General features: G+C 67.8%; 21 protein-coding genes. 11 read left to right on the top strand and 10 right to left on the bottom strand.

Annotation, left to right across the window (positions count from 1 at the left end):
- Positions 1 to 15: 15 nt before the first annotated feature.
- On the bottom strand, positions 16 to 342 hold the full coding sequence (locus tag ABIC51_RS19025; RefSeq protein ID WP_011354384.1) for a superinfection immunity protein: 327 nt from the start codon (positions 340 to 342) through the stop codon (positions 16 to 18).
- Positions 343 to 443: 101 nt separating this feature from the next.
- On the bottom strand, positions 444 to 863 hold the full coding sequence (locus ABIC51_RS19020) for a rhodanese-like domain-containing protein (protein WP_226128026.1): 420 nt from the start codon (positions 861 to 863) through the stop codon (positions 444 to 446).
- 111 nt (positions 864 to 974) lie between these two features.
- Here ABIC51_RS19020 and ftrA point away from each other — a divergent pair, with 111 nt between their 5' ends.
- A complete protein-coding gene (ftrA, locus tag ABIC51_RS19015) occupies positions 975 to 1,949 on the top strand; it encodes a transcriptional regulator FtrA (RefSeq protein WP_354006586.1) in 975 nt (324 codons plus the stop codon).
- A gap of 88 nt (positions 1,950 to 2,037) precedes the next feature.
- Positions 2,038 to 4,464, top strand: a complete 2,427-nt coding sequence (locus tag ABIC51_RS19010) for a DKNYY domain-containing protein (protein WP_175897640.1) — start codon at positions 2,038 to 2,040, stop codon at positions 4,462 to 4,464.
- Between the two features lie 199 nt (positions 4,465 to 4,663).
- On the opposite strand, the gene ABIC51_RS19005 is transcribed toward ABIC51_RS19010, so the two are convergent.
- Positions 4,664 to 7,003 (bottom strand): Orn/Lys/Arg family decarboxylase, encoded by a 2,340-nt coding sequence (locus ABIC51_RS19005; RefSeq protein ID WP_175854331.1) that lies wholly within the window; start codon positions 7,001 to 7,003, stop codon positions 4,664 to 4,666.
- A 3-nt stretch (positions 7,004 to 7,006) separates the two neighbouring features.
- The gene (adiC, locus tag ABIC51_RS19000; RefSeq protein ID WP_034195968.1) at positions 7,007 to 8,539 is read right to left on the bottom strand and encodes an arginine/agmatine antiporter; all 1,533 of its coding nucleotides are present in this window, start codon (positions 8,537 to 8,539) and stop codon (positions 7,007 to 7,009) included.
- A 431-nt stretch (positions 8,540 to 8,970) separates the two neighbouring features.
- On the opposite strand from adiC, the gene ABIC51_RS18995 reads away from it, so the two are divergent.
- From ABIC51_RS18995 to ABIC51_RS18975, 5 genes are all read left to right on the top strand, one after another.
- On the top strand, positions 8,971 to 10,041 hold the full coding sequence (locus ABIC51_RS18995; protein WP_027789576.1) for an NAD(P)H-dependent flavin oxidoreductase: 1,071 nt from the start codon (positions 8,971 to 8,973) through the stop codon (positions 10,039 to 10,041).
- Between the two features lie 80 nt (positions 10,042 to 10,121).
- A complete protein-coding gene (locus ABIC51_RS18990; RefSeq protein WP_027789575.1) occupies positions 10,122 to 11,576 on the top strand; it encodes a M20 family metallopeptidase in 1,455 nt (484 codons plus the stop codon).
- 40 nt (positions 11,577 to 11,616) lie between these two features.
- On the top strand, positions 11,617 to 12,726 hold the full coding sequence (locus ABIC51_RS18985; RefSeq protein ID WP_354006585.1) for a malate/lactate/ureidoglycolate dehydrogenase: 1,110 nt from the start codon (positions 11,617 to 11,619) through the stop codon (positions 12,724 to 12,726).
- Positions 12,723 to 13,364, top strand: a complete 642-nt coding sequence (locus ABIC51_RS18980) for a TfoX/Sxy family protein (protein WP_354006584.1) — start codon at positions 12,723 to 12,725, stop codon at positions 13,362 to 13,364. Before ABIC51_RS18985 ends, ABIC51_RS18980 begins: the two co-directional genes overlap by 4 nt.
- A 317-nt stretch (positions 13,365 to 13,681) precedes the next feature.
- Entirely contained in the window at positions 13,682 to 14,260 is a 579-nt protein-coding gene (locus tag ABIC51_RS18975; RefSeq protein WP_322036608.1) for an NnrU family protein, read from the top strand.
- A 110-nt stretch (positions 14,261 to 14,370) separates the two neighbouring features.
- Here ABIC51_RS18975 and ABIC51_RS18970 read toward each other — a convergent pair whose 3' ends face one another.
- A complete protein-coding gene (locus ABIC51_RS18970) occupies positions 14,371 to 15,750 on the bottom strand; it encodes an amino acid permease (protein ID WP_027789571.1) in 1,380 nt (459 codons plus the stop codon).
- Between the two features lie 287 nt (positions 15,751 to 16,037).
- Complete coding sequence (locus tag ABIC51_RS18965; RefSeq protein ID WP_021163683.1) at positions 16,038 to 16,775, bottom strand: sulfite exporter TauE/SafE family protein; 738 nt, start codon at positions 16,773 to 16,775, stop codon at positions 16,038 to 16,040.
- Between the two features lie 335 nt (positions 16,776 to 17,110).
- Here ABIC51_RS18965 and ABIC51_RS18960 point away from each other — a divergent pair, with 335 nt between their 5' ends.
- A complete protein-coding gene (locus tag ABIC51_RS18960) occupies positions 17,111 to 17,548 on the top strand; it encodes a hypothetical protein (protein ID WP_049097299.1) in 438 nt (145 codons plus the stop codon).
- A gap of 33 nt (positions 17,549 to 17,581) precedes the next feature.
- Here the strand turns inward: ABIC51_RS18960 and ABIC51_RS18955 are convergent, their stop codons facing one another.
- The 3 genes from ABIC51_RS18955 to codB are packed head-to-tail and all read right to left on the bottom strand — an operon-like array spanning position 17,582 to position 20,926.
- The gene (locus tag ABIC51_RS18955; RefSeq protein ID WP_034195967.1) at positions 17,582 to 18,286 is read right to left on the bottom strand and encodes a TetR family transcriptional regulator C-terminal domain-containing protein; all 705 of its coding nucleotides are present in this window, start codon (positions 18,284 to 18,286) and stop codon (positions 17,582 to 17,584) included.
- Positions 18,287 to 18,330: 44 nt separating this feature from the next.
- On the bottom strand, positions 18,331 to 19,584 hold the full coding sequence (codA, locus tag ABIC51_RS18950) for a cytosine deaminase (RefSeq protein ID WP_060086251.1): 1,254 nt from the start codon (positions 19,582 to 19,584) through the stop codon (positions 18,331 to 18,333).
- Positions 19,585 to 19,630: 46 nt separating this feature from the next.
- The gene (gene codB / locus ABIC51_RS18945; protein WP_059675697.1) at positions 19,631 to 20,926 is read right to left on the bottom strand and encodes a cytosine permease; all 1,296 of its coding nucleotides are present in this window, start codon (positions 20,924 to 20,926) and stop codon (positions 19,631 to 19,633) included.
- Positions 20,927 to 21,358: 432 nt separating this feature from the next.
- Between codB and ABIC51_RS18940 the strand changes: the two genes are divergently transcribed.
- The 3 genes from ABIC51_RS18940 (at position 21,359) to ABIC51_RS18930 (ending at position 24,721) form a co-directional block, all read left to right on the top strand.
- Positions 21,359 to 22,648, top strand: a complete 1,290-nt coding sequence (locus tag ABIC51_RS18940; protein ID WP_175897638.1) for an NAD(P)/FAD-dependent oxidoreductase — start codon at positions 21,359 to 21,361, stop codon at positions 22,646 to 22,648.
- A gap of 17 nt (positions 22,649 to 22,665) precedes the next feature.
- A complete protein-coding gene (locus ABIC51_RS18935) occupies positions 22,666 to 23,223 on the top strand; it encodes a helix-turn-helix domain-containing protein (protein WP_034189364.1) in 558 nt (185 codons plus the stop codon).
- A 151-nt stretch (positions 23,224 to 23,374) separates the two neighbouring features.
- A complete protein-coding gene (locus tag ABIC51_RS18930; RefSeq protein ID WP_060173322.1) occupies positions 23,375 to 24,721 on the top strand; it encodes a glutamine synthetase family protein in 1,347 nt (448 codons plus the stop codon).
- Positions 24,722 to 24,744: 23 nt separating this feature from the next.
- Here ABIC51_RS18930 and ABIC51_RS18925 read toward each other — a convergent pair whose 3' ends face one another.
- A complete protein-coding gene (locus ABIC51_RS18925; protein WP_175897637.1) occupies positions 24,745 to 25,923 on the bottom strand; it encodes an FAD-dependent monooxygenase in 1,179 nt (392 codons plus the stop codon).
- Positions 25,924 to 26,060 lie beyond the last annotated feature (137 nt).

Below are 26,060 nucleotides of genomic sequence, written 5' to 3'. Positions count from 1 at the left end.
TCGGGAAAGAGGGACTTAACGGCAGCCTTGCTTTTCCGCCCATTGCTCCTGGGCGGCGACACGGCGCTGCACGCGTTCGACGAGACCGGTTGAAAAGGTCCGCATGCTGATGCCGCGACGCTTGGCGAGGATCGTCTGCGCGACATCGGTGCGGGGGTTCGGCTGGCAGGCCCAGTACAGCGTCATCAGCCAGCCGATGCCGGTCCACCCGAACAGCGCGTTGAACATCGCGACCGTCAGCTTGTCGTGCCGGCCACGCCGGTCGGCAATGACCGCCGGCAGAAAATAGATCGCGATCGCGGCCACCGAACCGGCCACTTGAATCAGGACTGCGTTCTGCATGTTGCTGCTCCATCCGAACTGCAATGGAGCCGATTGTCGCGCTTTTTTCGTTCGCGTGCAGGCCGCGCTCAGACAATTGATTGTTGCGGTTTTAATGATGATCAGCCGGCTTCGGTGTCCGCCGGCTGCATTTCGTTGCTCAGCGCGAAACCTTCGTCGCGCCAGCCCGTCACGCCGCCGATCATCAGCTTGACCGGCCGGCCGAGGTGCGCGAGCCGGATCGCCGCGCGCGCGGCGCCGTTGCAGTGCGGGCCCGCGCAGTAGACGACGAACAGCGTGGCGGCCGGATAGCCGGCGAGCTTGCTCTCGATGATCTTGCGGTGCGGCAGGTTGCGCGCGCCGGGCACGTGGCCGGCGGCGAACTGGTCGGGGCCGCGCACGTCGAGCAGCACGAAATCGGGCGCACCCGATGCGAGCGCGTCGTGCACGTCCCAGCAATCGGTCTCGAAGCGCAGCGACGCCTCGAAATGCGCGAGGGCGGCGGGGCTGTCGGCAGCGGGGACGTCGGTGACGTAGGACATGGTCGAGTTCTCCTGAAGGTTGCGCGGAACGCAGTGGAATGAAGGGCAGTATCGCGGTTCGGCGACCGTCGCGGCAGTGGCGCGATCGACAAGTTCCGGTAACATCGCGCCATGCATAATCATCTCGTCGTCGCGCTCGCCTACGATCGCCTCTGCACCTTCGAATTCGGCTGCGTGGTCGAACTGTTCGCGCTCGAGCGCCCCGAGCTCGGGGTCGACTGGTATCGCTTCGCGGTCTGCGCGAGCGAGCCGGGGCCCGTGCGCGCGGCGGGCTGCATCACGGTCGCCGCGCCGTATCGGCTCGCGATGCTCGATCGCGCCGATACCATCGTGATTCCCGGCTGGCGTGATCCGGACGAACCGCCGCCGGAACCGTTGCTGAAAAAGCTGCGGGCCGCGCATCGCCGTGGCGCGCGGCTTTGCTCGATCTGCTCGGGCGTGTTCGTGCTGGCGGCGGCCGGCGTGCTCGATGGCCTCACGGTGACGACCCACTGGCGCTATGCGGAGAAACTGCAGGCGCGTTATCCCGCGCTGCGCGTGAATCCCGATGCGCTTTACGTCGACGAAGGGCAGGTCGTCACGTCGGCCGGATCGGCGGCGGGGCTCGACATGCTGCTGCATCTCGTGCGCCGCGATCACGGCGGCGCGATCGCGAACCGGGTCGCGCAGCGCCTCGTGCTGCCGCCGCATCGCGACGGCGGCCAGGCGCAGTTCGTGCCGCGCCCGGTCGCGCCGGGTGGCACCGACCGGCTCGCGAAGCTGATCGACTGGATGCGCGCGCACGCGGCCGAGCCGCACACGCTCGCGTCGCTCGCCGCGCAGGCCGCGATGAGCACGCGCACGCTGCAGCGGCAGTTCGCGGACGCGACGGGGATGTCGCCGCTCGCATGGCTGATCCGCGAACGCGTGAACGTGGCGAAGGACATGCTCGAAGCGCATCCCGCGCTGTCGCTCGCGCAGGTGGCGGCGCGTGCGGGGTTCGGTTCAGAGGAGTCGCTGCGGCGGCATTTCCGGCGCGTCGCGGCGACGAGCCCGGCCGCGTACCGGCGCGGGATGGATCGCGGCGTAAGATCGCAGGACGCTTGAGCGCCGCGCTGTTGCGCGGTGGCTTTCGTACCCGGCGGCGCACCGCCTGACCGGGGCATTCCGGACGAAAGCGCAACAAACCAACAACATGACACTCAGAGAGAACCTCGGATTCGGCTTCATGCGCGATGACGCGCACGTCTATTGCCACGATGGCCCGCTGCGGGACCGCGCCGGCAACCTCATCGAAGGCATCGCGATCGACAGCTTCCGGCCGTTGTCCCGGTATCTGGCGACGGACGGCGTGCGTGCCTATGCGTGCACTTTCACGTGGTTGCGCTTCACCGTGCTCGACGTCGACGCCGCGACGTTTCGCCTGCTGGACGAGTCGCATGCCGTCGACGCGAACCATGTCTATTTTCAGAACCGGAAACTTGCCGGCGCGTCGCCTGCGCGCTTTCGGCTGCTGAGCGAATCATGGGGGCATGACGACCGTTACCTGTATCACTACGGCAAGCGCATGCGCGGCGCGGATCCCGCGACGCTGCGTTGGGTCGGCGCGTATCTGGTCGACGCACAGCGCGTCTGGTACGGCGGGCGGGCACTGGAAGGCGCTGATGCGGCGAGCTTTGTCAGCGCGGATGAAGTGGCGCAGGATCAGGCGACCGACCGCGCGCGTCCCTACCGTTACGGCCATGCGGATGATCCCGGCCCGCGCGAGCAATGGGAACGCAACTGGTCGCCGTTCTTCGCCGCGCGTCCCGAATTGAAGGGGTACTGGTGGCATGCGCTGATCGGGCAGGCCGTGGCGGACGTATCGACGCGGGAACTCGGCGGCGGATACCGGGTGGTCGGCGATCAGGTGTACCTGCACGACCTGCCGCTGCTCGAACCGGATGCGGGGACGGTCCGATGGCTCGGCGATTCATTCATCGCGGACCGCTCGCGGCTCTATTCGTATTCGGAGTACCACAAGGGCTTTCTTCGCGGAGGGCCGCTTCCGGGCGATCCTGCGCAGTGGCGGCATCTCGGCGGGCCGTGGTATCAGGCCGGCGACCATTGCTATCGGCAGCAATGGCGCGGCCATGCGGAGGCCGCGAAGGTCGACGGCAAGACGTTCGAGATCCTGAACGATACCTATGCGAAGGATCGCAATGGCGTGCTGTGCATGCTGGTACGCAAGCGCGGCATCGATCCCGCACGAATCGAAGTCGTCGGCGACGACCATCTGCGGGAGGGAGACCGGCTGTTCTATTTCGGCAAGGAAGTGAAGGCCAGGTTCGACGCCCCGACGGCCGAACCGGTCGGTCACGGCTTTCTGCGCGACGGGCAGGGGCGATTGCTGCACTACAACCAGCCGTATCGGCGCGGCGTCGACGGAGCGACGCTCACGTTCCTGTCCGAGTATTTCGCACGGGACCGCGCGCGGGCCTACGTCTATTGCAACGGCGCCGAACTCGTGCCGCTGCCCGGCGTCGATCCGACCGCCTTTCATCTGGAGCAACCCGATATCGGCACGGACGGTAGTCGTCGCTACGTGTATCAGGCATGGCTGGCTGCGTGGCGCGCGCGTGACAGGTCGCCGATGCCCGACTACGTGCCGCCGGACTACGTGGCGCCCGAAGCGGGAGCACGGGCCGATGCCGGACCGGCGCCCGAATCGGTGTCGGCGAACGGGTTCCGGCACGCGTCGCCCGCCGGGCCGGACGCCGCCCGCCGGGCGTGCGTGATCGAATGGGCGCGCGACGAGACGGGCGAACCGCGACTCGTCGTGGCCGGCGACGGATTCTGCGACATCTGGGATCTGGCGCAGCGGCAAGTGGTCGCGTCGTTTGCGCTGCCTCGTCCGTTCGTGCCCGACGAGACGGAGGCGACGGCCATGGACCGACTGCGCAACGTGCCGGTGAGCGCGTCGGCCGATGCGTCGTTGTCGACGCTGATTGTCGCGTACTGGGACAACACGGCACTTTACCGGGTCGATGCCGCGAGCGGTGCAGCGGACGCGTGCTGGCGGGCAGACAGCCGTTATGACGATCCGGAACGGGTTCATCTGTCGCCCGACGCGCGCGAAGCGTGGGTGCGCATCCGCAACCGGCTCTATCGCGTGCCGCTCGCCGGCGACGGCACGCTCGACGTGCTCGATTACGATCTGGCCGACCAGCGTTTCCAGGACGCTCCGTTCGCGGTGAGCGCCAGCCGGCATCGCCGTGCATTCGCGCGGGACGCGGCGCTGACGGTGCGCGCGGATGGCGCGACCGATTGCGACATACCCGGCGCGGACAACGGCTTTCCATGCGCGTTTTCGGACGACGGCACGCGCGTGCTGGCGCGCGACGCGAAATTCGTGTTGCGCGAGTTCGACGTCGACAGCGGCAAGCGCCTCGCGTTGCATCGTGGCGGCTGGTGCGAGCGCAAGTGGTTCAAGAGCCAGGCCGGCTGGATCGGCGGGCGCCCCGTGTTCGTCGGCCTGCCGATGGGCGGGCAGGGCGAGGTCGACATCTGGGATGTGCTCGACAACCGGCTGCTGTTTCGCATCGAGGCCGCCGCACGCGTGCCCGAGCCGGACGCGGGCTGACACCGTCGCGACGCTGCGGCCGGTCGCGGGAAGAGCGCCGGGCGATTCCGAAGCCGATGCGAGCGGCCGACGCGATCGCGCCGCGATACGGCGCATGCATCCTCCAACCCGACGACGACGGTGCAGCGCAGGCGGCCGGTGACCGGAGCAACCGGCCGCGTGTACTGAACGGCCGCGTGCCACCGCGGCCGGTGCAGGCTCACCGCGGAATGGTGTCGCGCGCCTTCTGCTTGATGCACGCGATCCGGTACACGCCATCCTCGACTTCGACACCGTGCGTGTCGTGCGTGAAGCCCGGGAAGCGCAGGTCGTACTGCTCGAGCGCCTTGAGGTAGCCGAGCAGCGGGCCGTCGGCCGGCCCCGCGTTCTCGCCGGGCATCAGCAGCGGAATGCCGGGCGGATAGGGCACGACGCCCGTCGCGACGGTGCGGCCTTCCATCTCCGACAGCTCCAGCATCTCGATGTCGTTGTGCACGAGATGCTCGAACGCCTCGGCCGGGCTGTAATCGGGCTTCGGCAGCGTCGAGAAGCCGCGCGACATCATCTCGGTCGTCTTCAGGTCGCTCATCGCGCTGAACATCAGGTCGCACAGGTCGCGCAGGCCGAGCTTGCCGTAGCGTTCCGGATAGCGCGCGACGAGTTCGGGCAACGCCTGTTCTAGCGACACGTTCGCATCGTAGTCGCGCTTGAAATCGAGCAGCGTGTTGACGAGCGTGCCCCACTTGCCCTTCGTCACGCCGAGCGAGAACAGGAACAGGATCGTGAAGTCGGTCGTCTTCTCGACGACGATCCCGTGCCGGTCGAGATACGCGGTGACGACCGATGCCGGAATGCCGACCGGCATCAGCCCGCCGTGCGATGCGACGCCCGGCGTGACGATCGACACCTTGATCGGGTCGAGCATGCAGTAGTCGTCCTCGATTTCGCCGAAGCCGTGCCACGTGTCGCCCGGATGCAGTACCCAGCACGACGGGTCGGTGGCGAGCAGCGTCTCGTCCGCTTCGTGGAAGCGCACGCGGTGGCCCGTCTTGCGATCGACGACGTTGTCGGGCTGCCAGCCGTTGAAGAACCAGTCGTTGTTCTCCGCGCATTCCGCATGCAGGCGCGCAAGCATCTGGCGGAACGCGACGGCCTCGCGTATCGCGTCGGTCGTCAGCGCCTCGCCGCCGGGGCCGTCCATCATCGCGGCGCTCACGTCGTTCGACGCGATGATCGCGTAGTTCGGCGACGTCGACGCATGCATCATGTACGCCTCGTTGAAGCGCGCATGCTCGATCGGGTTGCGGCCGTCGCGGACGTGGATGAACGACGCCTGCGACAGCGCGGCGAGCAGCTTGTGCGTCGATTGCGTCGCGAACACCGTCGGCTTGCTCGCGTCGTGCTGCGACGGATCGCCGTGCATCGCGTGACGGTCGCGGTAGATCGGGTTGAAGCGCGCGTAGCCGTACCACGCCTCGTCGAAGTGCAATCGGTCGACGCTCTGCCCGAGCAGTTCCTCGACGCGCGCGACGTTGTAGCAGAGGCCGTCGTACGTCGAGTTCGTGATCAGCGCATGCACGGGCGTCGGGTCGATGCCGTCGCGGCCGCGCACGAGCGGGTTCGCGTCGATCGCGAGCCGCACGGCGGCGGCCGTCAGCCGTTCCGGCATGATCGGCCCGATGATCCCGTAGTGGTTGCGCGACGGAATCAGGTAGGTCGGAATCGCGCCGGACATCGTCATCGCGTGCTCGGCCGACTTGTGGCAGTTTCGGTCGCACAGCGCGACCTGGTTGCGCGTGACGCTCGCCATCAGGATCACGCGGTTCGACATCGACGAGCCGTTCGTCACGTGATACGTGCGGTGCGCGCCGAACACGCGCGCCGCGTAGCGTTCGCTTTCGCCGATCGGGCCGGAGTGGTCGAGCAGCGAGCCGAGTTCGCCGACCGAGATCGACAGGTCCGAGCGGAACAGCGCCTCGCCGAAGAATTCGAAGTACGCGCGGCCGACCGGCGATTTCAGGAACGCGGTGCCGCCGGTGTGGCCGGGTGTGTGCCACGAGTATTCGTACACGCGCGAGAATTTCGCGAGCGCGCGGAACATCGGCGGCAGCACGGTCTCGCGGTAGCGTTCGATCGCGGCGACGATCCGCCCGCCGATGAACGCGGTGGTGTCCTCCAGCATCCAGATGAAGTCGTCGGCCTTGCGCATCGCGTCGACGGGAATCGCGGATGCGCTGGCACGGCTCGCGAGCAGGAACACGGGCACGGTCGCGTTGCGCGCGCGCATCGCGTCGAGCACGGCCTGCGCGGGCGCGTGGCCGGCGTCGTTGCCGAGTTCCCAGTTGAGCAGCAGGCACTGGATCGCCGGATCGGCGGCGACGACCGCGCAGGCATCGTCGGCGGACGTCGCGATCACGACGTCGACGAGCCGGGTGCGCAGCTCCTCGGCAAGCGCCGTCGCGGCGCGCCCGGTGGCCGTGCGTTCGTCGATGTCGTGCTGCACGAGCAGCGCCTTCATGCCGAGGCGGCGGAAGGCCGGTTGGGTCAAGGATGCGGTCATGTGTCATTCCCCCGTTTGCTGGGTTGCCTGGGCGCTCGCGGCAACGGCCGGCGAGCGCGCGTGAAGGGTGTCGGCCTGGTGACGGCCCACGGAAATCCAGAAGGTCGCGGCGAGCGCGGCGATGGTCACACCGAGCGCGAGATAGCGCACCCAGCGCGGCGAGCGGCCGCCCGGATGCACGTGGGTTTCCTCGATCTCGCGCTGGCGGTTGATCGACAGCTCGTAGAAGACGATCGTCGCGACGACGAAGATCAGCGACCAGCGCGTCTGCTGGCCGTCGGAGCCGACCATCGCCCACAGCGCGTAGACGGCGCCGATCAGGCCGACGATCGTGTAGAACGTGAACTGGTGCGACGGCATCTTGCCGTAGCCGAGCACCTTGATCGCGATGCACGAATAGATGTACGGCAGCAGCGTCATGATCACGGCGATCGACGCGATCTTGCCGAACTGCTCGCTGGCGCTCGGCGACATCGTCGCGAGCACCTGCACCGACATGATCAGCGCGACGATCGCGAGGCCGGCCGACGGCACGTTCTTCGAGTTGACGCGCGCGAACACGCTGGCGAACAGGCCGTCGTCGGCCGCGGCCTTCGCGGTCTGGCCGACCAGCAGCGTCCAGCCCGCGAGCGAGCCGAGGCAGCCGAGCGCCGCGCACAGCGCGACCGCGTTCGCGGCCGTATTGCCGAGCGCGAGGCGCGCGGCATCCGCGAACGGCGCGCTCGATGCGAGCAGCGCCTTGTTCGGGATCATCCCCATGATCACGGTCGAGCTGAGCACGTAGCAGACGGCCGCGAGCACCACGCCGCCGACGGTCGCGATCGGCACGTTGCGCGACGGATTCTCGACGACGCCGGCCGACACCGATGCGCTTTCCACGCCGATGAACGCCCACAGCGTGAAGTTCAGCGTCGCGCCGATCGCGCTGAAGCTGTTGGTGCCCGACACGTTCCAGCCGGCGAAATACACGTCCTTGCTGAACCAGAACCAGCCGAACACGGCCATCCCGAGGATCGGCACGAGCGCGAAGACCGTCGTGACCGACTGCACGCGGCCGACGACGTTCGGCCCGAGGATGTTCGCGTACGTGAACAGCCAGATCACGAAGATCTGCGCGAGCGCGAACACGAGCGGGTCCTTCAGTACCGGGAAGAAATGCGTGAGGTAGCCGAGGCCGGCGACCGCGAGGCCGACGTTGCCGAGCACGTTCGCGAGCCAGTAGATCAGGTTGGTCTGGTAGCCCATGTACGGGCCGAACGACTTGCGCGCATACGCGTACGGGCCGCCGGCGGCCGGGTCGATCGCGGCGAGCTTCGCGAACACGAGCGCGAGCGACACGGCGCCGACGACGGTGATCAGCCAGCCGAAGATCGCGATGCCGCCGGTCGCGGCGAGGTTCGCGGGCAGCATGAAGACGCCGGAGCCCATCATGTTGCCCGCGACCATCAGCGTGGCGGGAATGACGCCGATTTTCGGCGCGGAAGCCGCGTCCGGCGTGGCGGCGGCGCGGGAGGAGGACGAGCTGGCATCGGACATGCGACGCTCCTTGAGAAGGCGTGTTTCGGTTGAGGTAACGCGGTGTGGCGCCGGTCGACGATTCCGGTGTGGTTCGTCGTTTTAATTGACGCGTTCATGTTATCGCTCGGGGCGATTATTAATAAGGGTAAACGCTTGTATTTAATGACTTGAATATTGATCAATGTCATTGAAGCCGGTGAAACGGTGTTTGGCTTCGGGTTCGGCGGCCCGTGTGGAAAGGCCGGAGCGCGTTTTTTCGATTCCGATGCGGACGGGTGGGATCGTGCCGCGGAAGCTTCGAAGAATAATCGCTTTTACTAACCGGTTAAATCAATTCGCGACGCAAATGGCGTGGCAATCGGAGTTTGAGTTTGTCGGTTATTATCGGGCGCATTAAATGCGTGCCGCCGGCGCGCGCGACCACCGCTTCTTCCCCGAGGATGATTCCGATGACGACGCTGCCTTCCCGTTTGCCGCTGATCCAGGCCCCGATGGTCGGTTCACTGAGCCCGCTCGCGATCGCCGTGTGCGAAGCCGGCGGGCTCGGCTCGCTTGCCTGCGCGGCACTGGGCCCGCAGCAATTGCGCGACGAGATCGCGGCGATCCGGGCGCGCACGCCCGCCCCGTTCAACGTGAACTTCTTCTGCCATACGCCGCCGGCGCCCGATGCCGCGGTCGACGCGCGCTGGCGCGCGGCGCTCGCGGGCTACTACGCAGAAGTCGGGCTCGATCCGGCCGACGTGAAGGGCGGCCCCGGACGCGCGCCGTTCGACGATGCGATGTGCGCGGTCGTCGAAGAGCTGCGGCCGGCCGTCGTGAGCTTTCACTTCGGGCTCCCGGACGATCCGCTGCTCGATCGCGTGCGGCGCACGGGCGCGCAGGTCGTCTCGTCCGCGACGACCGTCGAGGAAGCGCGCTGGCTGGATGCGCGCGGCGTCGACGCGATCGTCGCGCAGGGCGCGGAGGCCGGCGGCCATCGCGGCATGTTCCTGACCGACGACATCCATGCGCAGCCGGGCCTGTTCGCGTTGCTGCCGCAGATCGTCGACGCGGTGCGCGCGCCGGTGATCGCCGCCGGCGCGATCGCCGACGGGCGCGGCATCGCGGCCGCGTTCGCGCTCGGCGCGCGCGCGGTACAGATCGGCACCGGTTACCTGCTGACGCCGCAGGCCGGCCGCTCGGCGCAGCATCGCGCGGCGGTGCGCGCCGCGCGCGACGACGGCACGCGCCTGACCAACCTGTACACGGGCCGCCCCGCGCGCGGGCTGCTGACGCGCTTCATGCGCGAACAGGGGCCGATGAGCGCGCTCGCGCCGGCGTTTCCGCTCGCGACGGCCGTGGTCGATCCGCTGCGCGGCGCGTTCGAGCGGCAGGGCCGCGACGACTTCTCGGTGCTGTGGTCGGGCGAGGCCGCGGCGCTCGCGCGTGAAGAGGATGCGGGCGAGCTGACGCAGCGCCTGTGGCGCGATGCGCTGGCATGTGCGGCGGGGCTGCGCGACGCGTTTCCGCAGGCGCGCTGAGCGACCGGGAAGGGGGCGCCGGCGCGGGAGCATCGGCGTATCATCTGGGTTTTCGTCAGCCCGATCCAGGCACCCCCACCATGACCTCCGTCGACACTACCCCCGTCCTCGACCATGACAAGCTCGTTACCTTCATCGAGCGCAAGTGGAACGATGAAATCCTCCATGCACTGACCGACTACATCGCGATCCCCGCGAAGAGCCCTGCATTCGACCCCGACTGGGCGAAGCGCGGTTATCTCGAGCGCGTCGTCACCGATGCCGCGCAGTGGGCCGAGCGACAGCCCGTGAAAGGCCTGAAGCTCGAGATCGTGCGCCTGCCGGGCCGCACGCCGGTGATCTTCTTCGAATCGCCCGCCACGCGCCCGGGCAGCACCGACACGATCCTGCTGTACGGCCACCTCGACAAGCAGCCCGAGTTTGACGGCTGGCGCGCGGACCTCGGCCCGTGGACGCCGAAGTACGAGAACGGCAAGCTGTACGGCCGCGGCGGCGCGGACGACGGTTATGCGATCTACGCGAGCCTCGCCGCGCTCGGCGCGCTCGACGAGCAGGGCATCGAGCGGCCGCGTTGCGTCGGCCTGATCGAGACCTGCGAGGAGTCGGGCAGCTACGACCTGCTGCCGTACGTCGACGCGCTGCGCGACCGGCTCGGCCAGGTGTCGCTCGTCGTGTGCCTCGATTCGGGCGCCGGCAACTACGACCAGATGTGGCTCACCACGTCGCTGCGCGGGCTGGTGTCCGGCGACCTGCAGGTCGAGGTGCTCGAGGAAGGCGTGCATTCGGGCGTGTTCGGCGGCATCGCGCCGTCGAGCTTCCGCGTGATGCGCCAGCTGTTCGAGCGCCTGGAAGATGCGAAGAACGGCAACCTGCTGCCGGGCGTGTTCCATTGCGAGATTCCCGACAGCCGCGTGCGCGAAGCCGACGCAGCCGCCGCCATCCTCGGCGACGCCGTGTGGAAGGGGCTGCCGTGGGCCTGCGGCGCGGACGGCAAGCCGGTGCTGCCGACCACCACCGATCCGCGCGAGGCGCTGCTGAATTCGACGTGGCGCCCGTCGCTGTCGGTGACCGGCGCGGCCGGCATGCCGGCGCTCGCGGATGCGGGCAACGTGCTGCGTCCGCGCACCGCGTTCAAGCTGTCGCTGCGCCTGCCGCCGCTCGTCGACGCCGCGCAGGCCGTGCAGCAACTGAAGGAACTGCTCGAACTCGATCCGCCGTATAACGCGAAGGTCACGTTCAAGCCGGACGCGGGCGCCGCGACGGGCTGGAGCGCTCCGGATCTCGCGCCGTGGCTCGCGTCGTCGCTCGATGCCGCATCGCGCCGCCACTTCGGCGCCGATTGCGCGTACATGGGCCTCGGCGGCACGATCCCGCTGATGAACGTGTTGCAGGAAGGTTTCCCGTCCGCCCAGTTCATGGTGTGCGGCGTGCTCGGGCCGAAGTCGAACGCGCACGGCCCGAACGAGTTCCTGCACGTCCCGTACGCGAAGAAGCTGACGGCGGCGGTCGCGGACGTGATCGCGACCGCGCGCTGAGCGCCACGACTGCCCGACCCGACCTGACGGAACCTTGCCGATGACCGCCTTGCCGACGCCCGATACCGAACCGCTGCGCATGCGCGCCGAACCGCTGCATGCATTCGTCGCGGCACTCTGGGAACGGGCCGGCAGCAGCGAGCGGGAGGCACGGCTCGTCGCCGATCACCTGGTCGGTGCGAATCTCGCGGGCCACGATTCGCACGGAGTCGGGATGATCCCGAACTACGTCGCGTCGTGGCGGGAAGGGCAGTTGCAGCTGAACGGGCACGCGTCGATCGTCCGCGACGGCGGCGCGGTGCTGACGATCGACGGCGGGCGCGGCTTCGGCCAGGTGATCGCGTTCGAGGCGATGGTCGAAGGGATCGAGCGTGCGCGGCGCATGGGCATCTGCGCGATCGGGTTGCGCGACGTGCATCATCTCGGCCGCATCGGACACTGGGCCGAGCAGTGCGCGCGCGCGGGGCTCGTGTCGTTCCATTTCGTCAACGTGCCGGGCGACCTGCTGGTCGCGCCGCTGCACGGCACCGATCCGCGCTTCGGCACGAACCCGTTCTGCGCCGCGTATCCGCGTGCGGGCAGGCCGCCGCTGCTGCTCGATTTCGCGACGAGCGCGATCGCGTACGGCAAGACGCGCGTCGCGCACAACCAGGGCAAGCGCGTGCCGGCCGGGTCGCTGATCGACCATCGCGGCCAGCCGACCGACGATCCGGCCGTGATGCACGAGCGGCCGTTCGGCGCGCTGCTGCCGTTCGGGCTGCACAAGGGGTACGCGCTGGCGGCGATGTGCGAGATTTTCGGCGGTGCGCTCGTCGGCGGGCATACGACCTACGGCGACACGCTGCAGAAGACGAGCGCGATCGTCAACGGGATGCTGTCGGTGCTGATCGACCCGAAGGCATTCGATGCGGCCGATGCGGAGCGTGAAGCCGATGCGTTCGTCGCATGGGCCAAGGCGTCGCCGCAGGCCGGTGACGCGCCGGTACAGGTGCCGGGCGAGCCGGAAGAGACGAGCCGCGCGGCGCGCGGGGCCGGCGGCATTCCGGTCGATCGCGCGACGTGGCGGCAGATCCGCGAGAGCGCGGCGGCGGTCGGCTTCGACGACGCGGCGCTCGACGCGTGGACGCAGCGTTGCACGGAGCGTGCATGAGCTGGCAATCGGAGAAGGCACACGGCGAGGAGATCGCGTATCAGCTCGCGCCGCTCGGCAAGGTCGAGGTCGCGCGGTTCTTCAGCGGGGCGGCGATGCGGCTCGATGGCGTGATGTTCGGCTTCATGTCGCGCGGGTCGCTGTTCCTGCGTGTCGACGACGTGAACCGTCCGGCGTTCGTCGCGGCGGGGATGGGGCCGTTCTCGTATGCGAGGCCCACGCGTACCGTCGCGCTGGAGGGCTACTACGAAACACCGGCCGACGTGCTCGAGGATGCGGGTGCGCTGTTCGACTGGTGCCGCAGCGCGTATCGCGCGGCGCTGCTGGCGGGGCCGCCGAAGCGAAAGACGAGGGCGGCGGCGAAGCCGGTGCCGGAGGTGGCGCCGGTGGTGAAGCGGGTGGCGAAAGCGGCAGCGAAGCCGGCGGAGAAGTCTGCGGCAAAGCCGGCAGTGAAGCAGGCAACGAAACCGGCGGCCAAGCCAGCGGCAAAGGCGGCAGCGAAACCGACGGCGAAACCGACGGCGAAACCGGCAGCGAAACCGACGGCGAAACCGACGGCGAAACCGACGGCGAAACCGACGGCGAAACCGACAGCGAAACCAGCAACTAAACCACCGGCGAAGCGCAAGCAAACCTGATGCCGGTCGAGCGAAGCGACACCTTCACAAATTTCGCTTTCCTTTCTTTCGATCTCGAACGTGTCGGGGCGATTCGCGCGACGCGCGGCGCATGACGGGTGCCAGGCGGTACACCCGCGCAGGTGCGTAAAGTCATGCGGCTTGCCGCACCGCACATCCCCCGTGCTTCACAACGGCGGCCCCGGCGTTTATGATCGGCGCGGGTTGCACCCGTGACTGGCGCGACCCGCGCCGGCCTCGCCGCCGGCTCCAACGAACGGCGCATCGTATGCCGCGCGGGACGCTTCCCCACTCATCATTCCAGACGGAGACAACCGATGCTCGTCCTGATTCTCGGTTTAGCGATCTTCCTCGGTGTTCACTCGATCCGGATCGTCGCGGACGGCTGGCGGTCGGCGACGATCGAGCGAATCGGCGAGAAAGGCTGGAAGGGCCCCTATGCGATCGCATCGATCGTCGGCTTCGTGCTGATCGTCTGGGGTTACGGCATCGCGCGCCAGGGCGCGACGCTGCTGTGGGTGTCGCCGGCCGGTGTGCGCCACCTCACCGGCATGCTGACCGCGATCGCATTCGTGCTGATCGCCGCCTCCTACGTGCCCGGCAACCGAATCAAGACGCTCGTCGGCCATCCGATGGTGGCCGGCGTGGCGGTCTGGGCGATCGCGCACCTGCTCGCGAACGGCACGCTGCACGCCGTCGTGCTGTTCGGCGCCTTCTTCGTCTGGTCGCTCGTCGATTTCGTCGTGTGGCGCGCGCGCGACCGCCGCGAAGGCGTTCGTTATCCGGCGGGCAGGCTGTCGGGCGACGTCGTGGCGATCGTGGCCGGGCTCGTCGTCTGGGCTGTCTTCGCGCTGTTCCTGCACGGCTGGCTGATCGGCGTGCGGCCGTTCGGCTAAGCCGCCAGGCACTTGAGCGGCTGAGCGGCTGAGCGGCCGAGAAGCCAAGCGGTTGAGCAACTGATTGGCCGAGCGGCGCCGGCCAGCGCGCCGCCGGCCGAGGGCAACGGTCAGCGCAGCTTCGCGCCGGCCGTTTCGCCGAGTTGCGCCGGCTTGCGGCGCAGGAAATACGCCGCGACGATCGCGAGCGCCGTCGATACCGTGAACCAGAACTGGAAGCGCGAATCCGGGTTGAATGCCTGCGAGCCGAGCACGGCGACGAGCGCCAGCAGCGCGACCCAGTTCGACACCGGATAGAACCACGCGCGGAACGCCGCCGGGTCGCGTCGCTCGTGCTTCGTCTGCCGGCGCATCGCGAAGTGCGCGACGATGATGAAGATCCACACGATCATCACGAACGCGCCGCTGCTCTTCGCGAGCATCAGGAACAGGTCGCCGCCGCTCACGAAGTGAACGCCGAGGATCGATACGCAGATCGCGAGGCACAGCACGAGCGCGTTCATCGGCACGCCTTTCGCGTTGGTACGGCCGAACATCGCGGGCGCGTGCCCGCGCTGGCTGAGCGAGAACAGCATGCGCGAGTTCGAGAACAGGAACGAGTTCATCACCGACATGAACGACACGAACAGCACGATCTTCATCGCGACGGCCGCGCCCGTGAAGCCCGCCATCCCGAACAGCGACACGTACGGCGATTTCAGGTTGGCCTTGTCCGTCCACGGCATGCACAGGATCAGGATCGACACCGAGCCGACGTAGAACACCATCACGCGCACGATCACGCTCTTGATCGCGCGGATCACGTTCTTGCCCGGGTTCTCGGATTCGCCCGCCGCCACGGCCGCGATTTCGCTGCCGCCGAGCGAGAAGATCACGACCATCACGCCGGCAAGCACGGGCGAAATGCCGTTCGGCATGAAGCCGCCGTGATCCGTGAGGTTCACGAGCCCGGGCGCCGGAATGCGCGGCTGGAAGCCGAGCAGGATCGATGCGCCGAGCGCCATGAACACGACGATCGTCGCGACCTTCGCGAACGACAGCCAGTATTCCGCTTCGCCGAACGAGCGCACCGAGTACGCGTTGCTCGCGATCAGCGTCACGAGCATGAACAGCGCGCCGGCCCACACGGGTAGCCACGGCAGGAAATCGTTGAGGATCGCGCCGAGCAGGATCGCCTCGACGGTGATCGTCATCATCGACTTGAACCAGTACAGCCAGCCGACCGCGAAGCCGGCCCATTCGCCGAGATAGCTGCTCGCGTAGGTGGAGAACGAGCCGCTGTCGGGATTGCGGGACGCCATTTCGCCGAGCATGAACATGACGAGCGTGACGATCACGCCGCCGATCAGGTACGACAGGATCGCCGCGGGGCCGGCGGTCGCGATGATCGCGCCGGAGCCGACGAACAGGCCTGCGCCGATCACGCCGCCAAGCGCGATCATCGTGATGTGCCGTTGCTTGAGGCTTTGCCTCAAAGAATTGTCCTGCATCTCCTACCTCTAGTTATTGTTGGCCGGGAACGCATCGGGCAGCGGCGGCAACGTTCTGCCGCCGCAGGGGCGCCGATGTCGGGGGAGCGTGTGTGACGCGATGTGCCGGGCCGCCGGCGGTGAGTCGGAATGGCGGCCGCGAAGTACCGGTCGGTGCCCGCGAGAGGGCGATGACGACGGCAACCCGGATTGTGGGCGGACACTGCCGTCACCGCAAACGAGATATGAGAAAGACGTCTTGCGGTTTGCTCATCAATTGCCGTGGCGGCGACAAGCGTGTGCGTGGGTCAGATCGGCTTGACGAACAACCCGATGGTCAGCAATGCGCCGATGCAGACGATCCCGATCCGCAGCACGCGTTCGTTCACGCGATGCAGCGCCCACGTGCCGAGCAGCCCGCCGACGATCGCTCCGCCGCCGAGCGCGAGCGCCTTGCCCCAGTGCAGGTGCGGCGACGTCAGGAACAGCACGACGGCCGATGCGTTCATCACGCCTGCGAGCGCGTTCTTCGTAGACATCGCGTGACGCGGCGACAGGCCGGCCATCGTCAGCACGGCCATCATCAGGAAGCCGAGCCCGCCGCCGAAGTAGCCGCCGTAGATCGCGATCATGAATTGCGAGAACGCGGCCGGGACGGTGCCGAGGTGGGCCGTGCCTTCGCCCGGCTTGCGGAAGAAGCTGCCCCACGCGAATACGATCGTCGCGAACAGCACGAGCCACGGCACGAGGCGCGAGAAGATCGACGAAGGCGTCTTCAGCAACAGCAGTCCGCCGAGCGCGCCGCCGACCACGCTGATCGCGAACATCGCCCGAAACGACAGCTTGCCGACGCCGCGCACCATGTTGCGGCTCGCCCAGCCGGTCGTGACCTGAGCGGGAAACAGCGCGACCGTCGACGTGATGTTCGCCGAGAGCGGCGACATGCCCGACACGATCAGCGCGGGCAGTGTGACGAACGAGCCGCCGCCCGCGAGGGTGTTCTGCAGTCCGGCCCACAGGCCGGCGAGGATGACGAGAGCGAGCATGGGTGCGCGAACGGGGAGGTGACTGGAGGCCCGCTTGCCGGAGGCGGGGCAGGCGCGGCGGACGCTCGATGGTAATGCAGGATCGCGGACGCAGGAAGGCAGGCCGGGCGTTCTGCGCGATGCGGTGCAGGTCGTGGTGTGTCGACGCGCTGTTGCGCGGCCCGTCGATGGCGGCCGCGCCGATTGCAATCCCGGCGGCGACACCCGGACGACGCATGTCCGCTCGCGTGGGAGATCGCCATGGAAAGCGGGATTTAACGCTTCATTACGATAGGTTTACCGGAAAGGTGCTAAATTCGCGCATCGATATCTCGAAAAGTGGCGAGGGTAGACAGATGCTGAAGAAATGGGCCGGAATGGCAGCGATGGTCGGCGCGATGGTGGCGGTCTCGGCGCCTGCCGTGGCAGGTGACACGAACAACGCACTGGGCGGCGCGCTCGGCGGTGTCGCGGGCGCGGCGGTCGGCAACGCGGTCGGCGGGAGCACGGGCGCGATCATCGGCGGGGCCGTGGGCGGCGGCGCAGGCGGCGCGGTGACGTCGAACAAGCGCGAACGCACGGGCGCCATCGTCGGCGGCGCACTGGGCGGCGGCGCGGGCACCGCGGCGGGCCACGCGATGGGCGGCACGGCGGGCGGGCTCGTGGGCGCGGCCGTCGGCGGCGGCGCGGGGGCGGCGCTGGGCGGCCACGTGTCGCGCAACAACTCGCGCTCCGACGATTACTATCGCGGCGGCAAGCACAAGAAAAAGAAGCACCACAAGCACAACGACTGACCGGCGGTTCCCGACGCCTCCGATGGCGCCGGGTTACCGTGCGCGAACGGCAACGGCGGCGCTCAGGCCGCCGTTGCCGTTTTCGGTGATCAGCGCCCGGAGCACCAGGTCCGAGATCGTGCGATAGGCCGCGTCGAAATCGTCGCTCCCCAGCGCGCGCTTGCCGAGCACCAGCAGCATCTGCGACGCGAAATCCGCATACGACTGCGTCGCTGCCCAGATCAGGAAGAACAGGTGCTCGGCATCGACCTGCCGGACCTTGCCTTCGTCGATCCAGCGTTCGAGCACCCGGATGTCGTCCCGCAGCACCGGGATCAGTTGCTTGCGGATCTCCTTTCCGTAGGTCTTCGCGCCGCCGATGATCTCCAGCGCGAACACCCGCGATCCATGCGGGCGGTTCCGGGAAAATTCGAGTTTGGCGCGGATATAGGCCGACATCGCTTCCGCCGGCTCGCGCTCGGGCGCCGCGAACTCCCGCATCCTGCCGAGCCAGTCCCGCAGGACGTCGTCCAGCACGCGTCTGTAGAGCGCCAGCTTCGTCGGGAAGTAGTACATCAGGTTCTGCTTCGACAGGCCGGCCGCCGCCGCGATCGCCGCAACGGAACTCCCTTCGAATCCATACGTGGAAAACGATTCCTCGGCGGCGGCGAGAATGGCCGCCTCGAGGGTATCGCGCAGCGCTTCCCGCCGGCCGGGTGGCCGGGCGGGCGGTTCTGCGGTCGGCGCGGACGGGTTCATCGCTCGATCCTCCACCGGCATGTCGGGCCGGAGCCGCCGTCCGCTCAACGCGCGTTCGCTTCGGGATAGGTGATGTGTTCCGGCGCGCGCTGCATGATGACCTTCCCGCCGCGCAGCGACGTACGCACCCTGGCCTGCTTGCGAATCACTTCGTAGTCGCTATCGGCGTCGAGGATCAGCAGATTGGCCGGCCGCCCGACGGCGAGGCCGTACCGGTCGCCGAGGGACATCGCGTTCGCGCTGTGCTCGGTGACGAAATCGAGGCACCGCTGCAGGTCTTCGTATCCGAGCATGTGGCACACGTGCAGGCCCACGTCGAGAATGCGCAGGATGTTGCCGTTGCCGACGGGGTACCACGGGTCCTTGATCGAATCCTGTCCGAAGCACACGTTGATGCCGGCGCGATCGAGCTCCGCCACACGCGTGATGCCGCGCCGTTTCGGGTAGGTGTCGAAACGCCCCTGCAGGTGGATGCTTTCGGTCGGACACGAAATGAAATGAATCTCCGAGCGTTTCAGCAGCCGGAACAGCTTCGAGCAATAAGCGTTGTCGTAGGAGCCCATCGCGGTCGTGTGGCTCGCGGTGACGCGCTTGCCCATCCCGCGTACCCGCGCTTCCTCGGCGAGCACTTCCAGGAAGCGCGATTGCGGATCGTCGGTTTCGTCGCAATGGACGTCGACGAGGCAGCCCTTGCGCTCCGCGAGATCCATCAGGAACTTGATGGAGCTCACGCCCTGGTCGCGCGTGTTCTCGAAATGCGGAATGCCGCCGACGACGTCGGCGCCCATCTCGATCGCGCGCTCCATCAACGCGCGGCCGTTGTCAAAGGATTCGATGCCTTCCTGCGGAAACGCGACGATCTGCAGGTCGATGAGATCGCGCGCCTCCTCCCTGACCTCGACCATCGCCTTCAACGCCGCGAGCGTGGGATCGGTGACGTCCACGTGCGTGCGCACGTGCTGGATGCCGTTGTCGCGCAGCATCCCGATCGTCGTGTGCGCGCGGGCTTTCGTGTCGTCGTGCGTGATCGTGGCCTTGCGCTGGCCCCATCGCTCGATGCCTTCGAACAGCGTGCCGCTCATGTTCCATTCGGGTTCGCCGGCGGTCAGCGTCGCATCGAGATGGATATGCGGCTCGACCAGCGGCGGGATGACGAGATTGCTGCCGGCATCGATGACGTCGTTGCCTTGCGGCGTCAGCGGCGACGGCTGGAGGTCGATCGCACGAATCGTGTCCGCATCGAGGTCGATCGTGAAGAGGCCGCTACGGCCGCGCAATCTGGCGTTGATGATCTTCATGTGGGTTCCTGTCGTTCGAGTGGGGCCGGAAGGGCGCGCAGCGGAATCATTCGCCCTGGACGGACGGCTCGCGCGAGAACGCGCGGGCAACCTGCAGCAGCACGATGTACGCGGCGGCGGACGCCGCGATGCCGACGATCGGCGCGATCCACGGCGAGGTGTAGGCGAGTATCGCACCGATCGCATAGGCGGCCAGGCCGACCAGGTTGAAGCGCGGCAGGCGGGCGGTCGCAAGCGACGGGTAGGCGCCGCGATGGCGGTACCAGTAGTCCGCCATGATCACGCCGCCGACGGGCGGAATGATCGAGCCGAGCAGCACGAGGAACGGGATCAGCAGCTCGTACATCCCGCCGACCGCGAGCACGATGCCGATCGCCGCCCCCACGAGGACGAGCGTGCGGCGCCGTTCGGTGCGCAGCAGGTGGCAGCCGGCGGCGGCCACGTTGTACATCGTCGGCCCCTGGATGGTCCAGAGATTCAGGCACAGCATCACGACCGCCGCGATCGACAGGCCCTGCAGCATCATCACCTCGACGATGTCGGCCTGCTGATAGACGATCGCGCAGTACGCGCCCGCGACGATCATCAGGCCGTTGCCCGCGAAGAACCCGATCATGCTGGCCGATACGGCGCTGCGCGCGCTGCGGGCGAGGCGCGTCCAGTTGGTCGCCTGCGTGGCGCCGCTCGCGAAGGTGCCGATGACCATCGTCACCGCGGCCGAGAACTGCATCGGATGCGTCGGCACGACGTGCTTGAGGCCGGCCCACCCGCCGATATCGCGCGTGGCGATCCACATCGACGTCATCAGCAGCACGAACATCAACGGCACGGACACGCGCGACAGCACGTCCATGCCGCGATAGCCGATGATGGCCGTGATCGAGAATCCGAAGCCGAACAGGATCATCAACGGCGTGGTCACCGACGCGGGCCAGCCGAGCAGCTTGACCAGCACGATGGCGACCGTCGCGGTGCCCCACGCGTACCAGCCGAGTTCCGCGAAGCCGAGCAGGAAATCGGACAGCTTGCTGCCGACTTCGCCGAAGCAGAAGCGCCCCATCAGCACCGCATTCAGGCCGCTGCGCGCGGCGATCAGCGCGAGCGACGCCGCATAGGCGGCGAGCAGCAGGTTACCGATCACGGCGATCTGGATCATGCTGACGACATCGAAGGCGACGCCGATCTTGCCGCCGGCGAACATCGTCCCGGTGAAGAACGTGAAGCTCAGCAGCACCATCGTGATCGATAGAAAGCCGGTGCGTTTCTCGAGCGGGACTTCGCTCAGCGCGAATTCCCCGTGGTTCGACCCGGCAGTCGGGCGTGCATCCTGGTTTGTGGGCATCTCGTTTTCCGTGGGCGATCGGGTTGTGGGCTGAAGGAGGTTGCGGAGGCCCGTCATGGGCAGCGGACGGGCTGTTTCTGTTCCTGTTTCTGTTTTCAGCGCGTCATTCTCTCTGGCCAAAATTTTTACAAGCGTAAAAATTTGGCGTGTGCGTGGCGGTCGCGAAGCGGCTGCCGGGAAAGCGTGCCGGGGTTGATCGCCCGGGGGCGCTGGGGGCGAAGTGATTGCGTGAACCGATGTAACCGGGGTCGACGTGACCGGTGCATCGATCGAGTCGAAGCGCCGATCCCGGCGGATCGCCGGATTCAACCGGGAAAGAACGTGGCCTCGATTCGTCAGACCAATCGGCGATTTTCCCTCCCGCTTGCTCCCGTGAAATTGTCATGCTAGTTTTTCATGAAATTTCTCGGCAAGAATTTCACGGGAGTCCGCATGTTCGTGCAGTCCGACCGTCACGTCGCAAGCTACTACGCCGGTACGTATCCGGAGCCGATCCCGCATCGTCCGGAACTGGACGAGCGCATCGACGCCGACGTGCTCGTCGTCGGCGCGGGGTTCAGCGGGCTGCATACGGCGCTGCGCCTTGCGCTCGCCGGCAAGCGGGTCGTCGTGCTCGAAGCGAGCCGCGTCGCGTGGGCCGCGTCGGGCCGCAACGGCGGGCAGGCGCTGCTCGGCTGGTCGTGCGACATGCAGCCGCTCGAGGATTCGCTCGGCCGCGACGGCGCGCGCCTGCTGTGGGACAGCATGCGCTGGGCCGCGACCGAGGTGCGGGAACTGCCCGGGCGGCATGGTTTCGACATCGACTATCGGCCCGGCAGCCTGTGGGCGGCGGTGCGGCCGCGCCGCGTCGCGATGCTCGCGCAGGCCCGCGACGAAGCGGCCGAGCGCTGGGGCTACGACCGGCTGCGCGTGATCGAGCGGGCCGACATGCCCGAATGGATCGGCGGCTCGCGCTATCTCGCGGCGCTCTACGATCCCGAGGCCGGCCACCTGAACCCGCTGAAGCTCGCGCTTGGCCTCGCCCGGACGATCGAGCGCGCGGGCGGCCGCATCTTCGAGCAGAGCCGCGTGCTCGACTGCCGCGAAATGGCCGGGAGCCACGTCGCCCGCACGGCGCGCGGCGAAGTGCGCGCGGACGTCCTCGTGCTGGCCTGCAACGCGTATGTCGACCGGCTCGATCGCGACCTCGCGCGCCGGCTGTTGCCGGTCGGCACCTACCAGGTCGCGACCGCGCCGCTCGCGCCCGACGTCGCGCGTTCGCTGTTGCCGCGGAACAGCTGCGTGATCGACAACCAGTTCGTGCCCGACTATTTCCGGCTGAGCCCCGACAACCGGCTGCTGTTCGGCGGCGGCTGCACGTATCTCGGCGGCATTCCGGCCGATATCGCGGCGGCCACGCGCCCGCACCTCGAACGCGTGTTTCCGCAACTGGCCGGCGTGCCGCTCGATTACGCGTGGGGCGGCCATATCGACATCAGCATGCGCCGCACGCCGGACATCGGCCGCCTCGGGCAGCGTTTCTGGCTGCAGGGCTTCTCGGGGCACGGCGTGCTGCCGACGCTCGCGGGCGCGCGCGCGGTGGCCGACGCCGTGCTCGGCGACGAACGCCTGCTTGCGCAGTACCAGCGCATCCGCAACCCGCGCTTCCCCGGCGGCGACCGGCTCGCCGCGCCGCTGGAAGCGGTCGGCAAGGCCTGGTACCGTCTGCGCGATACCGTTTGACTGCACCGGAACCCACCATGAACGAACAGGAAGAGATAGAAAGCCTGGCGATCCTGATCCGCGACCTGCGCAAGCATCGCAAGGTCACGCTCAACGATCTCGCGGAACGGATCGGCCGCTCGGTCGGCTTTCTGTCGCAGGTCGAGCGCGGGCTGTCGCGCCCGACGGTCGCGGATCTCACCGCGATCGGCGAGGCGCTCGGCGTGCCGACCACTTATTTCTACAGCCTGAGCAAGCCGCGCAGCGTGCCGTGGGTCACGCGGCCCGACGAGCGGCGCACCGTGTATTACGCGGCCGGCATTACCGACATCCTCGTGTCGCCGAACATGCGCTCGCGTTTCTCGATCCTCGAAAGCCATCTCGCGCCGGGCGCGAGCAGCGGCGAGCGGCCCGTCGACGACAGCGACGAGCAGGGCGGTTTCGTGCTCGAAGGAGAACTGACGATCTGGATCGACGGCGACGACACACCCGTCACGCTCGGCCCGAACGACGCATTCCAGCTTCCCGCGCACAAGCGCTTCCGTTATGCCAACCTGACCGACGTGCCGACGCGCGTGATCTGGGTATTCACCTGAGTGGTCGGCGGGGCGGGCGGCATGACGGGCCGCCCCGCCAAGCAGCCTGTTTGCAGTACTGATCGAGATGATGCATGCGACGTGATGCATGCGCGTGAATCCGGTTCGCCGCGCTGCGGCACCGCCATACAAGACATGGAAAGGATGAGACATGGCTGACGTCGTTCCCGCGCTGGTCGGTGAAGTCCGCGCATTCCGGCAGGCGCACCCCGAGATCCGTTATGTCGACCTGATCTGCCTCGACCTGCCCGGGCATTTCTACGGCAAGCGCTACCCGATCGACGCGCTCGAAAAGGTCGCGTCGGGCTCGTTGCTGAAGCTGCCGCAGAATTGCGTGCTGCTCGGCACGCAGGGCGGCCTCTACAAGATCGGCGACTACTGCTTCAACGACGGCGACCCGGACGCGCCGCGCCGGCTGATTCCCGGCACGCTGAAGCCCGTGCGCTGGGAGCGGCAGCCGCTCGCGCAAATGCTGATCAGCTCCGACGGCACTGATTCGCCGATCGAGTTCGAGCCGCGCGAGGTGCTCGCGCGCGTGCTGCGGCGTTTCGCGGCGCGCGGCATCCGGCCGGTCGTCGCATTCGAGCTCGAGTTCTACCTGTTCGCCGCGCAGCTCGCGGAAGGGATGCCGCAATATCCGCGCGACCGCCTGAGCGACGATCGCGACGATCAGCCCAACATGCATATCGAGCGCCTGTCGCGCTTCTCCGACGTGCTGCACGAGATGGTCGAGGCCGCGCGCGAGCAGGGCGTCGACGCGACGGTGATCACGGCCGAACTTGGTCCCGGCCAGTTCGAGATCAATTTCGGCCACACCGACGATGCGTTGCGCGCGGCCGACTGGTCGGCGCTGTTCTGCCGCAGCACGCGCGGCGTCGCGTTGAAGCACGGCTATCGCGCGAGCTTCATGGGCAAGCCGTACCTGCATGCGCCGGGCAGCGGGATGCACGTGCACGTGAGCCTCTACGACGATGCCGGGCGCAACCTGCTCGCGGCGGACGGGCAGCGGCCGCTGCGGCACGCGGTGGCCGGATGCCTCGCGGTGCTGCCGCACTGCATGCCCGTGTTCGCGCCGAATCACAACGCGTTCCGGCGCTACGGATCGATGGTGAATGCGGCGAGCCGCGCAAGCTGGGGCTTCGAGGATCGCGATGCGTGCATCCGGATTCCCGAGTCGGATGCGCGCAACCTGCGGATCGAGCACCGGCTCGCGAGCGCGGACGCGAACCCGTATCTGGTGCTCGCCGCGATTCTCACCGGGATGGAGCATGGGCTCGATGCACGGATCGAGCCGATCGCGCCGCTCAACGAGGATCGCGGCAGCGGGATCGATTTCCCGAAGGAGATGCTGTCGGCCGTCGCGGCGATGCAGGATCATCCGGCCGTGCGCGAAGGGCTCGGCAGCGAGTTCGTGATGGTGTATTGCGAAAACAAGCGGCAGGAGGAGCTGGATTTTCGCAATGAAATCGGCGCGCGGGAGTATCGGTGGTTCTTGTGAGCGGATGCTGCCGCGCGCGCGTCTTATCGTCCGCGCATCTGCTCCATCGGCAGGTGCGCGCCCCACGCGCTCGTCAGGGCCTCGATTTCCGCGAGCGGGTCGATCTGGTGTCGAGCGCTTTCGGCCACGCCGTCGCCGAACAGCAGGTGCGCGAAATCGCGTGCACGCTCGGTGATCGCCGCTGTTTTCGGGCGGCGCCGCAGCGTGAAAGACGAGAGCGCCGCATCGAGGTCGCTGTCGTTGCCTGCCCCGTGCTCGTCGAGACAACGGGCAAGATGCCACGCGTCCTCGAGCGCCTGGCAAGCGCCTTGTCCGGAGGTCGGTAGCGGGGCGTGAGCGGCATCGCCGATCATCAGCACGTTGCCGCGATGCCACACGTCGACCGGATCGAGATCGTGCACGCGGATCTTCGTGATCGCGTCCGACGGTGTCGCACGTATCGCGTTCGCGACGGGTGCCGGCCACGCAGCGAAGCGCCGTTCCAGCATCGCCGCGGGATCGCTTTCCGTCGCGTCGCCCGGATCGGCTTCGGGCCATGCCGCGGCCCAATACATCCGATGCCGGTCGAGCGCGACGATGCCGAAGCGCTCGCGCACGCCCCAATAGTCGAATACCGACACCTCGTCGACCAGCGGCACATCACTTTGCGCGATACCGATCCAGTTGACGAATCCCTGGTAGACGGGCGCGTTGTGACCGACCACGTAGTGTCGCGCGACGGAGTTCATGCGGCCGTCGGCGCCGATCACGAGATCGGGGGCGATCGTCGTGCCATTGTCGAAGTGAACGACGGCGCGGCCGTCCGTTCCGGTTTCGATGGCCGTCGCACCGTGGCCGAAGCGGACGTCGATGCCGCGCGCGGCGAGGTGCCGTGCCAGCACGGCCTGCAGGTCGCGCCGCAGGATCGAACACGTCGGGAAACCCATGCGGCGGTCGAGTGCGCGGATATCGGTAGCCTTGAGCGCGGTGCCATGCCGGTCGATGCGCCGCATCGCGTGCAGGTGGCCGCCAACCTCGACGATGTCCGGCAGCAGGCCGAGTTGCTCGAGCACGAAGCCGGCATTCGGCCACAGCACGACGCCCGCGCCCATCGTCGATTCCGACGGCCGGCGTTCGTACAACCGGATCCGGTGGCCGAGCCCCGCGAGTGCGAGTGCGGTGCTCATGCCGGCAACGCCGGCGCCCAGAATGGCGATTTCCATCGTGCTCCTTCCTTGTGTCGTACGCGTGCTCGCCGGGGCGCGGAGTTGCGCATCGGCGTCGCATTGACGGGATGAGCATCGTAAATTATGGTCTCCGGCGGGATAAGCCGTGAAAATCGGCACGCTTTGATACCTGA

The sequence above is a fragment of the Burkholderia sp. 572 genome (assembly GCF_040545135.1).
GTDB lineage: Bacteria > Pseudomonadota > Gammaproteobacteria > Burkholderiales > Burkholderiaceae > Burkholderia > Burkholderia cepacia.
Note: the sequence above shows the minus strand (reverse complement) of the source record. Positions and strands in the feature narration are given on the sequence as shown.